Here is a 13,046-nt window from a genome sequence, read left to right on the forward strand (position 1 = left end):
ACTTTCTGCGCCATGTTGATGGACCGACTCAAGCGCCTTCTGCCCCGACCTGAACAGCTCCAGCACAACCGCTGGCTGCGCTGGATGGGCCCCGCCCTGCTGCAGCCCCGCCTGTGGCGATTCAGCCGCCGGGGCACGTCCATCGGCCTGGCGCTCGGCGTGTTCTTCGGCCTGCTGATCCCCCTGGCGCAGATTCCCTGCTCCGCCGCCGCGGCGATCGTCCTGCGCGCCAACCTGCCTGCCGCCGTGGCCAGCACCCTGGTGACCAACCCGGTCACCTTCGGCCCCATTTATTACGCCGCCTACCGCCTCGGCCGCTGGATGCTGGGCGATCCGGCCCACGCCGACGACGAGGTTCCACCCATGGACGTGCCGCTGGAAGCCGCCGACCCGTCCGGCACCGGTTGGCTGTCGGCCCTGGGCGCCGTGGTCGACTACGCCACCACGGTGGGCAAACCGCTGATCCTGGGACTGGCGGTGCTGGCTTTTTCCTTCGGGCTGCTCACGTACTGGCTCAGCAGCGCCGTGCTCGCCTGGCGCGTGCGCCGCCAGCGCAGTGCCCGTGTCTCGGCCCGCCTGGGCACGGCCAAAGCCTGACCCCCTCGCTGCCCGCCCAAAAGCACCGGGGCCCTCAAGGGGCCCCGGTGGCATTTGCGGACGATCAGCGTTCGGCGCTCAGTGCGTCGGCACCAGGAAGTCCTGGCTGATGCGCCAGCCAAGATCGTTGACGCGGTCCAGGAACTGGGTCAGGAACGCATGCAGGCCGGTGGCCAGAATTTCGTCGATGCGCGCGAACTGCAGGTCGGCGCGCAGCTTGCCGGCCCGGCGCTGGGTTTCCTGCGAATGGTCATTGCCCACCACCGCCAGGTTGTTGACCACTTCGTTGAGGCTGGCCGCCAGGCTGCGGGGCATGTCGGGCCGGATGATCAGCAGCTCGGCCACCCGCTCGGGCGTGATCACGTCGCGATAGACCTTGCGGTAGACCTCGAAGGCCGAGACCGACCGCAGGATCGCGCTCCAGTGGTAGAAGTCGTACTCTTGGTCTTCCTCACTGGCGGCGCCGAAAAAGTCGCTCTGCACGGCGTGGAACTTCACGTCCAGCAGCCGCGCGGTGTTGTCCGAGCGCTCCAGGAAGGTGCCCATGCGGTAGAAGTGGAAAGCCTCGTCCTGCAGCATCGTGCCGATGGCCACGCCGCGCGAGAGGTGCGAGCGGAATTTCACCCACTCGAAGAATTCGCTCGGGTCGCGCTCGAAACCGGTGCTCTTGAGCACACGGGTCAGCTCCAGCCAGGTCTGGTTCTGGGTCTCCCACAGTTCCGTGGTCAGCGCGCCGCGCACCGCACGGGCGTTCTCGCGCGCCGCGCGCAGGCAGGAGATGATGGACGAGGGGTTGTTCTCGTCGCGCACCATGAAGTCGAGCACGTTGCGCGGCGTCATACCGTCTTCGCCATATTTGGCCCGGAACGCCGGCATGAGTTCGCTGATGGTCAGCAGGCCTTCCCAGCCCACCTGGGCCACGGCGGCTGATTGCGGCAGCAGCGAGGTCTGGTAGTTGACATCGAGCATGCGCGCGGTGTTCTCGGCCCGCTCGGTGTAGCGGGACATCCAGAAAAGGTGATCGGCGGTACGCGAGAGCATGCTTCAGTTCTCCAGGATCCAGGTATCTTTTGTGCCACCACCCTGTGACGAGTTCACGACCAGGGAGCCCTCCTTGAGCGCCACCCGGGTCAACCCGCCGGGCACCATCTGCACCTCCTTGCCGCTGAGCACGAAGGGCCGCAGGTCGATGTGGCGCGGGGCGATGCCGCTCTTGACGTAGGTCGGGCAGGTCGAGAGGCTGAGCGTCGGCTGGGCGATGTAGCCCTCCGGCTTGGCCACCACGGCCTGGCGGAATTCCTCGATCTCGGCCGCGGTGGCCGCCGGGCCGACCAGCATGCCGTAGCCCCCGGCGCCGTGCACTTCCTTGACCACCAGGTCCTTGAGGTGGGCGAGGATGTACTTGAGGTCTTCCGGGTCGCGGCCCATGAAGGTGGGCACGTTGTTCAGGATCGGTTTCTGGCCAAGGTAGAAGTCGATCATCTTCGGCACGTAGGGGTAGATCGACTTGTCGTCGGCCACGCCGGTGCCGATGGCGTTGCAGATGGCCACGTTGCCGGCGCGGTAGGCGCTGAGCAGGCCGGCGCACCCCAGCGTGGAATTGGGGCGGAACACCAGCGGATCGAGGAAATCATCGTCCACGCGGCGGTAGATCACGTCCACGCGCTTGGGGCCGCGCGTGGTGCGCATGTAGACGAAGTTGTCCTTGACGAACAGGTCCTGGCCCTCGACCAGTTCCACGCCCATCTGCTGCGCCAGGAAGGCGTGCTCGAAATAGGCGCTGTTGTACATGCCGGGCGTGAGCACCACCACCGTGGGCTCGGCCGTGGTGGCCGGGCTGACCGCGCGCAGTGTTTCGAGCAGCAGGTCGGGGTAGTGCGCCACGGGCGCCACGCGGTTTTCGGTGAACAGCTCGGGGAACAGCCGCATCATCATCTTGCGGTCTTCGAGCATGTAAGAAACGCCCGAGGGCACGCGCAGGTTGTCTTCGAGCACGTAGTACTCGGCCTCGGTGCCGTCACCGCCGGGCACCGGCGCGCGCACGATGTCGATACCGGAGATGTGGGAATAGATCTGCTGGGGCACGTCCACGCCCATCATCTCGGGGCGGAACTGCGCGTTCTGGAAAATCTGGTCGGCCGGGATGATGCCGGCCTTGATGATTTCCTGGTCGTGGTAGACGTCGTGGATGAAACGGTTGAGCGCCGTGACGCGCTGGACCAGGCCCTCTTCCATGCGCCGCCATTCGTGCGCGGGAATCACACGCGGAATCAGGTCGAAGGGAATCAGGCGTTCCGTGCCGGAGCCGTCTTCGTCCTTGGCTCCGTACACGGCAAAGGTGATGCCGACGCGGCGGAAGATCATTTCCGCCTCTTCGCGCCGGGAGAGCATCACCTCTTCCGGTTGTTCCGACAGCCACCGAGCGTATTTCAGGTAGTGGGCCCGAACCTCGCTGGGCGAGGCGTTCATTTCGTCAAACATCGGTCGGCTCATGGGCTTTTTCTCCTGACCACAGCATAGCAAGGACCGGGCCAGCCGCAAGCTACCACCCCCATGCCGAGGGCCTTCGCGTCGAAAAGTGGACAGGCGCGTGGCCACCGCGCGCCAGCGCCTTCGCACCGCCTCAACCCGCGTCCCCTTCCGGCACAGCCGTGGCGCCCGCCGGATCGGTCGGCTCCGCGCGGTACTGCCAGTAGCGGGGTGCCCGGGCGCGCTCGCAGGCCACGCCGTCGGGGTGGTCGCTGCGCCAGGTGATGGCGCCGCATTCGGGCGTGGCCGCCCAGCGGATGCCCCGGGCCCGGTAGCGGTCGAGCACCTCGGGCGCCGGGTGCCCGAACCGGTTGCGATAACCGGCCTGCACCAGCACCCAGGCGGGCCGCAGCGTGTTCAGCAGCACCGGGCTCGATGAGCTGCGGCTGCCGTGGTGGGGAGCCAGCAGCACGTCGGCCCGCAAGGACGGCCGGGCCAGCGCCAGGCGGGTTTCCTGCGCGGCATCCAGGTCACCGGCCAGCAGCGCGGCCTGGCGGCCATTGCTCACGAGCAGCACACAGGACAGCGCGTTGGAAGACAAAGACCGCCCCCCGGCCGGATCGCCATAGAGCGCAGCCCGCGGGTGCAGAACCTCGAACACCACCCCGTCCCATTCCCAGCGCTGGCCGGCTTCGCAGCGCGGATGCGGTGCCGCCGACGAAAGCCACTGCGCCGCCGGCCAGGCCCGGGCCAGCGAGGCCGCCCCGCCGGCGTGATCGCTGTCGCCGTGGCTGACCACCACCCGTTCGGGCTGCTCGCCCAGCGCGCGGAGCGTGGGCAGGATGACCAGGTCGCCGGCATCGCTGCCCGGCGAATAACGCGGCCCGGTGTCGTAGAGCAGGCTGTGCGAGGCCGTGCGCACCAGCACCGCGCCGCCCTGGCCCACGTCCAGCGCCAGCAGCTCGAATCCGCCCGGCGCCGGGCGGGCCGGCGCCCAGGTCAGCGCCGGCCACAGCAGCAGGCAACCCGCCAGGCGCAACCAGGGCGGCCAGCGCAACACCAGCAGCACGCCACCGGCCACAGCCGCCAGCGCCAGGGGCCAGGGCACCATGGGCCGGTACACCACCGCCCAGGACCAGCCCGCCAGCCACTGCAGCCAGAGGTCGAGGATCTGCACACCCCAGGCCGCCAGCGACCACAGGGGCGGCAGCCCCACACCGAGCAGCGCCAGGGGCGTGACCAGCAGCGTCACCCAGGGAATCGCGATCAGGTTGGCCAGCAGGCCCGCGACCGAGAACTGCCCGAAAAGCAGCAGCGTCAGCGGGGCGAGCGCCACCGTCATGACGGCCTGCTCGCGCACCAGCGTCCCCACCCGCCGGGCAGCCGCGCGCCAGCCCCCGGTGTTCGCATCGTTCGGCCCGGCGCGGCGCCCGCCGGCCGGGTCGGTGGCAAACAGCACGGCCACCGCCACGAAACTCAGCCAGAAGCCCGGCTGCATCAGCGCCATCGGGTCCATCAGCAGGACCAGCACCATCACCGTCAGCCAGGTCACCGGCCAGGGCCATTGCCGCCCCAGCAGGCGCAGGCCGACCACGATCGCCAGCATCAGCACCGTGCGCTGGGCCGGCACGCCCCAGCCTGAGAACACCGCATACCCCCAGGCCAGCGCCAAGCCGCCGAGGCCACTGGCCACCGGCGCCGACACCGCCAGCAACACCTGGGGACGCCAGCGCGCCAGGCGGCGCCAGAGTGCCCCGATCAACAGCGTCGCCAGCCAGGCAAACACCGTCACGTGCAGGCCCGAAATGCTCATGAGGTGGGCGACACCCGTGGCCCGGAACAGGGCCCAGTCATTGCGGTCGATGGCGCTCTGCTCACCCACCACCAGGGCCGCCAGCACCCCCGCGCGGCGCGGGTCGGGCACGGCGTCTGCGATGCGCCCGGCCACCGCCTGCCGGGCCACAGCCACCGGGTGCCACGCGCCGCCAGGCAAGGGCTGCGGCGCTTCGACCCGGGCGCCGGTGCGCACGTACCCCGTGGCCCCGATGCCGCGTTCCCACAACCAGCGCTCGCGGTCGAACCCATGGGGGTTGGCCGCCCCGTGCGGGCTGCGCAGCCGCACCGTCAGGCGCCAGCGGTCGCCGGCGCGCAGATCGGGCGCCGGCACCGGCTCCGTCGGGTACCAGGTCAGCAGCAGGCGCTCGGGCAGCACCAGTGCGCGGGCATCCCCGGCAGGCGTGGCCGACTCGACCAGCAGCACGAAGCGCGGCCCGCGCTCACCGCGCTGTGGCAGCCCTTCGATCTGCCCCGTGACCCGAATATCCTGTCCCTGCAGGGACGGATCGAGCCGCTGCGCTTCCTGCGCCAGCGCCCGCCACCCGGTCCAGCCGAACGCGAGCGCCGCGGCGGCGATCATGCTCACCACGATCAGCACCTGGCGGCGATACCGGCGCACCGGCACACGCGCCCAGCCGCGCAACGCGGCCAGCCCCAACACGCCACCCAGCGCCGCCGCGGCCCAGATTCCGACCGGGTTCAGCGACGCCTGCTGAAGCTGGACCCAGACACCCAGCACCCCCGCCAGCGCGGCCAGGGGCCAGACGGCCATCCACCGCAAGGCCGGCCCCTAGCGCAGGGTCGGCCATCTCGACCGGCAGGTAACACGCCCGGCTGTCACGCCGGCATGCGATGATGGCGCGGGACTTGCTAGGGTGCGTAAGCACCGTGGCAGCCTCCGGAAATTCTGCGGTGTCATCGTTGTTCTCCCTGTTGAAAGCCCGAGCATGGCCATCCACGTTGCCCTGAGCCACATCACCCATTATCGGTACGACCGCCTGGTCAAACTCGGCCCGCAGGTCGTGCGTCTGCGCCCCGCCCCCCACAGCCGCACCAAGGTGCTGTCGTACTCGCAGAAGATCGAGCCCGGTAACCACTTCATCAACTGGCAGCAGGACCCCTTCGCCAACTACCAGGCCCGCCTGGTCTTCCCCGAACCCACCACCGAATTCAAGGTCACCATCGACCTCGTGGTCGAAATGGCGGTCTACAACCCGTTCGATTTCTTCCTCGAACCGCGCGCCGAAACCTTCCCGTTCACCTACGACGAGGCGCAGAAGCAGGAACTGGCACCCTACCTTGCGGCCGCGCCGCTCACGCCGCTGCTCAAGCAGTACCTGGACGAAACCGACCGCAACGAGCAGCGCACGATCGACTTCCTGGTGGCGATCAACCAGCGCCTGCAGCGCGACATCGCCTACACCATTCGCATGGAGCCGGGCGTGCAAACGCCCGAAGAGACCCTCACGCTCAAGAGCGGCTCCTGCCGCGATTCCGGCTGGCTGCTGGTGCAACTGCTGCGCCACCTGGGCCTGGCCGCGCGCTTCGTCTCGGGCTACCTGATCCAGCTCGCCCCCGACGTCAAGGCCATCGACGGCCCCAGCGGCCCCGAAGTCGATTTCACCGACCTGCACGCCTGGTGCGAGGTGTTTCTGCCCGGTGCCGGCTGGATCGGCCTCGATCCCACCTCGGGCCTGCTGGCCGGCGAAGGCCACATCCCGCTGGCCTGCACGCCGACGCCCTCCAGCGCCGCGCCGGTGGAAGGCGCGATGGACAAGTGCGAGGTCGAGTTCGAGCACCACATGGGCGTGACGCGTGTTTACGAATCGCCACGCGTGACCAAGCCCTACACCGAAGACCAGTGGGCCGACGTGCTCAAGCTCGGCGCGCAGGTCGACGCCGATCTGATGCAGCACGACGTGCGCCTGACCCAGGGCGGTGAGCCCACCTACGTGGCCACCAGCGACCGCGACGCGGCCGAATGGAACACCGACGCACTCGGCCCGACCAAACGCGGCTACGCCACCGAACTGCTGGGCCGCCTGCGCGAGCGCTATGGCGACGGCGGCTTCGTGCACATGGGCCAGGGCAAGTGGTACCCGGGCGAACAGTTGCCGCGCTGGGCGCTGTCGGTGTTCTGGCGCGCCGACGGTGAGCCGTGCTGGTTCAACCCGGCGCTGCTGGCCGACGAGCGCGACGACGCCCACTACACCGACGACGACGCCCGCCGCTTCACGCAGGCACTGGCACGCCGGCTGGGGCTGTCGACCCAGTACATCACCCCGGGCTACGAGGACACCTGGTACTACCTCTGGCGCGAGCGCCGCCTGCCGGTCAACGTCGACCCGTTCAACAGCAAGCTCGACGACGAGCTGGAGCGTGTGCGCCTGCGCCGCGTCTTCGACCAGGGCCTGGAAGCCGTGGTCGGCTACGTGCTGCCGCTGCAGGCATCGGGCCACGGCACCCTCTCCAGCAACGGCAAGAGCCAGTTCCACCGCGTCGCCGGCACCGTCTGGTCGACCGGGCCCTGGTTCTTCCGCGACGAGCGCATGTACCTGATCCCGGGCGACTCGCCCATGGGCTACCGCCTGCCGCTGGACTCGCTGCCCTGGGTCTCCAAGGGCGATTACCCCTATCACATCGAGCAGGACCCGCATTCCGCGCGCGACCCGCTGCCTTCGGGCACGGCCCTGCGCCACCAGGTGCACCCGCACACCGTGGGCGGTGGTTTTGCCGAGGGTGGCACCGTTTCGCTGCAGGGCACCGACTGGTTCGAGGACGGCGAAGCCGCCGCCCTGGGCCTGCGCCCCGGCCAGCCCCTGCCAGGCGCAGCGCCGGCCCAGGCCCTGTCGGCCCGCTTCCCGCAGCGCGGCGAATCGGCCGCCTGGCTCACCCGCACCGCGCTGTGCGTGGAAGCCCGCGACCCGCAGCGCGCCAACGGCCCCAAGGCCGAAACGCACAGCGGCGGCAAGAGCCAGCATCTGTACGTGTTCATGCCCCCGCTGCCCCGCCTGGAGGACTACCTCGACCTGCTGGCCGCCATCGAAGCGACCGCCGAACGGCTGGACATGAAGGTGGTGCTCGAAGGCTACCCGCCGCCGCGCGATCCACGTCTGAAGATGCTGCAGGTCACCCCCGACCCGGGCGTGATCGAGGTCAACATCCACCCCAGCAGCAGCTTCGACGAACTGGTCGAACGCACCGAATTCCTCTACGACGCGGCCTACCAGACGCGCCTGTGCGCCGAGAAATTCATGACCGACGGCCGCCACACCGGCACCGGCGGCGGCAACCACTTCGTGCTCGGTGGCGCCACCCCGGCCGACTCGCCCTTCCTGCGCAAACCCGAACTGCTGGGCTCGCTGATCGCGTACTGGCACAACCACCCCTCGCTGTCGTACCTGTTCTCGGGCCTGTTCATCGGCCCGACCAGCCAGGCCCCGCGCGTCGACGAGGCGCGCAACGACCAGCTCTACGAGCTGGAAATCGCGCTCAACCAGATCGAAAAGAACCGCGCCGTCTACGGCCAGGACATGCCGCCCTGGCTGGTCGACCGCACGCTGCGCAACATCCTGGTCGACGTCACCGGCAACACGCACCGCAGCGAGTTCTGCATCGACAAGCTGTTCTCGCCCGACTCGTCCACCGGGCGCCTGGGCCTGCTGGAACTGCGCGCCTTTGAAATGCCACCGCACGCCCGCATGAGCATCGCGCAGCAACTGCTGCTGCGCGCCCTCGTCGCGCGCTTCTGGCAGCAGCCCTGGACCGGCCGCCTGGCCCGCTGGGGCACCGAGCTGCACGACCGTTTCCTGCTGCCAACCTTCGTGCGCATGGACTTCGAAGACGTGCTCGCCGAGCTGGCCGACTTCGGCTACCAGTTCGACCGGGCGTGGTTCGAACCGCATTTCGAGTTCCGCTTCCCGCTGGTGGGCCAGGTGGCCGCCCGTGGCATCGAACTCACGCTGCGCAACGCGCTGGAACCCTGGCACGTGATGGGCGAAGAAGGCGCCGTCGGCGGCACCGTGCGCTACGTGGACTCGTCGCTGGAACGGCTCGAAGTCAAGGTCTCGGGCTACAACGACAGCCGCTACGTGATCACCTGCAACGGCCGCGCCCTGCCGCTGCAGCCGACCGGCACCGCCGGTGAAATGGTGGCGGGTGTGCGCTACAAGGCCTGGAACCCGCCCAGCGCTCTGCACCCGAGCATCGGCGTGCACGCCCCGCTGACCTTCGACATCGTCGACAACTGGATGCAGAAATCGCTCGGCGGCTGCCAGTACCACGTCACGCACCCGGGCGGCCGCAACTACGACACCTTCCCGGTGAACGCCTACGAGGCCGAAAGCCGCCGCCTGGCGCGCTTCTTCCAGATGGGCCACACCCCGGGCAAGTTGTCGGCCACCGATCCGCAATCCAGCCGTGAATTCCCGTTCACGCTGGACCTGCGAACCTGAGGCGCACGCGCCGCCGGACCGTGAAGGATGCAACAGGGCCCACCCCCACCGAACACCCCTACCCCGCCGCCCACCCGGGTTCCGCGGGCATACTCCGGTGCCGTGAGCCCTGAAGCGCCCCATTCCCTTTTTGAAGACACCAGCCCCGCCCACCCCGGTGAATGGGCGCTGTCCCTCGCCCTGGCCGCCAGCCCCGGGCATCTCGACGAGATGCGCGATCCGGCTGGCGCCCTGGTGCCCGACTGGGACGACTTTTTCGGCCATGTCGGGACCGACGGCCTGGCGGACCTGAACCGCCGCGCCGACAACCTGCAGCGCCAGATCCGCGACAACGGCGTCACCTACAACGTCTACGCCGACGCCAGCGGCCTGCAACGGCCCTGGGCGCTGGACCTGTTCCCCATGCTCGTGAGCACCGAGGAATGGGCCCGGATCGAAGCCGGCGTGCAACAGCGCGCCCGCCTGCTCAACGCGGTGATGGCCGACCTGTATGGCCCGCAGACCCTGCTGCGCCAGGGCTTGCTGCCTTCGGCCCTGGTGCACGGCCACCCCGGTTACCTGCGCGCCATGCAGGGCCTGCAACCGGCCGGCGGCACCTGGCTGCACATCGTCGCGCTCGACCTCGCGCACGGCCCCGACGGCCAGTGGTGGGTGGTGGGGCAGCGCACCCAGGCGCCTTCGGGCCTGGGTTACCTGCTGGAAAACCGCATCGCGATCTCGCGCCAGTTCCCCAAGGCCTTCGCCGGCCTGAAGGTGCAGCGGCTGGCGGCCAGCTACCGCGCGCTGATGGACGGCATCAAGGCCCAGGCGCCGGAAGGCGAACACGCCCGCATTGCCCTGCTGACGCCGGGGCCGTACAACGAAACCTACTTCGAGCACGCCTACCTGGCCCGCTACCTGGGCCTGACCCTGGTCGAAGGCAACGACCTCACGGTGCGCGACCAGCGCCTGTACCTCAAGACCCTCAAAGGCCTGGAACCGGTGCACGCGCTGATCAAACGCGTCGACGACGAATGGCTCGACCCGCTGGAGCTGCGCCCCGATTCAAGCCTGGGCGTGCCGGGCCTGCTGCAGGTGCTGCGGGCTGGCAATCTGTTGCTGGCCAACGCCCCCGGCTCGGCCCCGCTGGAGTCGAGCGCAATGCTGGGTTTCCTGCCGGCCATCGGCCGGCACCTGCTGGGCGAAGAACTCAGCCTGCCCTCGCTGCCCACCTGGTGGTGCGGCGAAGACGCCGCGCTGCGCGAAGTGTTGCCCCTGCTCAAGGGCAGCGTGATCCGCCCGACCTATCCCCGCTCCGGCCTGGAAACCGTCATGGGCCAGAGCCTCGGTGCCCGCGAACTCGATGAGTGGTCGGGCCGCATGGCGCGCCACCCCGACGACTACACCGTGCAGGACTGGCTGCCGCTGTCCCAGACCCCGACCTGGACGGGTGAACACCTCATCCCCCGTTCGGCCATGCTGCGCGTGTTCGCCCTGGCCGACGGCAGCGGCACCTGGCGCGTGCTGCCCGGCGGCCTGGTCCGGCTGGCCCCGCGTGGCCAGCTCATGGCCTCCATGCAGCGTGGGGGCAGCAGCGCCGACTGCTGGGTACGCACCGATGGCGAGGTCGACAAGACCAGCCTGCTGCAGTCGGCGCCCAGCACCCTGGCGCTGGCCCACCAGAAACGGCCCGTCACCAGCCGCGCGGCAGAAAACCTGTTCTGGCTCGGCCGCTACACCGAACGTGCGGAAAACGGCATCCGGCTTGCCCGCATCGTGCTGGACCACCTGGGAGGCGAAGAACCCAGTTCGCGCCCGCTGCTGGCCTGGCTGTCGGAGCTGGCGCGCGAACACGCGCTGGTGCTGGCCGACGTGCCTTCCGCCGAACACTCGACACGCGTGTTCGCGCGCTCGCTCATGGCCGGTCTGGCGCCCGCGCCCGACTCTCCCCTGCATGCGCGCAGCTTCAGCGTCGGCTACAACCTGCGCGCCCTCAAGAACGCGGCCGCCCAGGTGCGCGACCGGCTCTCGCCCGAACACTGGAACCTGATCGAGCGCACCGAGGCCGAGTTCGCCCGCGACTGCGCCGCGATGGCGGCCGATGCCGAATACGGCACCGCCGAGGCGCTCGCCGCCCTGCACAACGCCAGCGAGCTGCTGGCCGCCATCACCGGCTCACAGACCGACCGCATGGTGCGCGACAACGGCTGGCGACTGCTTTCCGTGGGCCGGCACATCGAACGCCTGATCACGCTCGCGCGCGCGCTCGAACTCGGGCTCGAACACCGCTGCATGGAAGATCCCGCCGGGTTCGAGGCCATGGTCGCGCTGTTCGACAGCACCATCACCTTCCACGCCATGTACCAGCAGCGCCGCGACATGGTGGCCCTGATCGACCTGCTGGTCATGGACCGCGACAACCCGCGCTCGCTGGCCTGGGTGGTACAGACCCTGCGCTCGCGCCTGGCCAAGCTGTCGCAAAGCGCCACCCCGCGCGACGCCGTGCTGGCCATGGGCCTGCCCGATCCCGACATCTGGGTGCTCACCGAGCTGTGCCACTGGCAGCGGCGCGAAGAAGACGGCCAGCTCGTCTATGGCGAACTGGCACAGCTGCTCGACGGCTGCGAGCTGGCCGCTGCCGACCTGTCCAACGAAATCACCCGGCTGCACTTCAGCCACGCCGACCAGCGGCGGCGTTCGCTCGGGGCCTGACACCATGCTGCTGCGCGTCCTGCACGCCACCACCTACCGCTACCACGGCAACGTCGACCTGGCCCAGCACATGGTCCACCTCACGCCCGCCGACACCGCTTCGCAGACCCTGGTGGCCCATGCGCTGCGCATCGACCCCGAACCCGCCACCTGCACGCGCCGGGTCGACGCCTTCGGCAACCAGAGCACCTTTTTTTCGCTGCAGACCCCGCACGAAGTGCTCACCGTCGAAGCCGACAGCCTGGTGCGCACCAGCGCGCCCGCCCCCCTGCCCGACAGCCCGGCGTGGCAACGCCTGGGCTGGGAAGACGTGCGCCGTCGCTTCCACTACCGCGCCGGCGCGCCCTACGACCCAGCCTGCGAATTCCTGTTCGCCTCGCCCCACGTGCCGCGCGACGATGCCTTCGCCGATTTCGCGCGGCCGGCGTTCGCCGCCTGCCTGCCCATGCTGCAGGCCGCTCGGGCGCTCATGGAACGCATCCACACCGGGCTGACCTACGAAACCGCCAGCACCGAGGTCAACACCCCCGCGCTGCAGGCACTGGAACAGGGCAAGGGCGTGTGCCAGGACTTCGCCCACATCATGATCGGCTGCCTGCGCAGCCTGGGCCTGCCCGCGCGCTATGTCAGCGGCTACCTGCTGACCGAACCGCCACCGGGCCGGCCGCGCCTGATCGGCGCCGATGCCTCGCACGCCTGGGTGTCGGTCTATGTGCCACTGCCGCCCGACTCCGGCGTCCGCTCCGACGACGGCGACACGCCCGAAACGGCACCCGCGCTGGGCGCCTGGTTCGACTTCGACCCCACCAACAACCGCTGCGGCTGGGGCAGCCCCGGCGAGGACTACATCACCCTGGCCACCGGGCGAGACTTCGCCGACGTCTCGCCCATGCGCGGCGTCATCCAGGGCAGCAGCGGCCATGCGCTGGACGTGGCGGTCACCGTCGCCCCACCCCAGGAGCTGGAAGCGCTGCAACAGCCCGAAGCTGGCTGAGGCGC

Annotated in this window: 7 protein-coding genes; 4 read left to right on the top strand and 3 right to left on the bottom strand. The window is 69.6% G+C overall.

All coding sequences use genetic code 11. From position 1 onward, the window contains the following. The first annotated feature begins 12 nt into the window (after nucleotides 1-12). Nucleotides 13-597: a DUF2062 domain-containing protein gene (locus L0977_RS03755; RefSeq protein ID WP_234263382.1), complete on the top strand. Its 585-nt coding sequence runs from the start codon at nucleotides 13-15 to the stop codon at nucleotides 595-597. Between the two features lie 78 nt (nucleotides 598-675). Here L0977_RS03755 and L0977_RS03760 read toward each other — a convergent pair whose 3' ends face one another. The 3 genes from L0977_RS03760 to L0977_RS03770 all read right to left on the bottom strand — a co-directional run bounded on the left by L0977_RS03760 (nucleotide 676) and on the right by L0977_RS03770 (nucleotide 5,674). After that, nucleotides 676-1,638 carry an alpha-E domain-containing protein gene (locus L0977_RS03760; RefSeq protein WP_234263384.1) on the bottom strand — a complete coding sequence of 321 codons (963 nt, stop codon included), beginning with the start codon at nucleotides 1,636-1,638 and terminating at the stop codon, nucleotides 676-678. A 3-nt stretch (nucleotides 1,639-1,641) separates the two neighbouring features. Continuing rightward, the gene (locus tag L0977_RS03765; protein ID WP_234263385.1) at nucleotides 1,642-3,090 is read right to left on the bottom strand and encodes a circularly permuted type 2 ATP-grasp protein; all 1,449 of its coding nucleotides are present in this window, start codon (nucleotides 3,088-3,090) and stop codon (nucleotides 1,642-1,644) included. Between the two features lie 130 nt (nucleotides 3,091-3,220). Continuing rightward, complete coding sequence (locus L0977_RS03770; protein ID WP_234263386.1) at nucleotides 3,221-5,674, bottom strand: DNA internalization-related competence protein ComEC/Rec2; 2,454 nt, start codon at nucleotides 5,672-5,674, stop codon at nucleotides 3,221-3,223. Nucleotides 5,675-5,849: 175 nt separating this feature from the next. Between L0977_RS03770 and L0977_RS03775 the strand changes: the two genes are divergently transcribed. The 3 genes from L0977_RS03775 (at nucleotide 5,850) to L0977_RS03785 (ending at nucleotide 13,041) form a co-directional block, all read left to right on the top strand. Beyond that, nucleotides 5,850-9,356: a transglutaminase family protein gene (locus L0977_RS03775; RefSeq protein WP_234263387.1), complete on the top strand. Its 3,507-nt coding sequence runs from the start codon at nucleotides 5,850-5,852 to the stop codon at nucleotides 9,354-9,356. A 102-nt stretch (nucleotides 9,357-9,458) separates the two neighbouring features. After that, nucleotides 9,459-12,047 carry a circularly permuted type 2 ATP-grasp protein gene (locus tag L0977_RS03780; protein ID WP_442786606.1) on the top strand — a complete coding sequence of 863 codons (2,589 nt, stop codon included), beginning with the start codon at nucleotides 9,459-9,461 and terminating at the stop codon, nucleotides 12,045-12,047. A 4-nt stretch (nucleotides 12,048-12,051) separates the two neighbouring features. Then, complete coding sequence (locus L0977_RS03785; RefSeq protein WP_234263389.1) at nucleotides 12,052-13,041, top strand: transglutaminase family protein; 990 nt, start codon at nucleotides 12,052-12,054, stop codon at nucleotides 13,039-13,041. Nucleotides 13,042-13,046: the final 5 nt, after the last annotated feature.

The sequence above is a fragment of the Hydrogenophaga sp. NFH-34 genome (assembly GCF_021401345.1).
GTDB classification, from domain to species: Bacteria; Pseudomonadota; Gammaproteobacteria; order Burkholderiales; family Burkholderiaceae_C; genus Hydrogenophaga; species Hydrogenophaga electricum.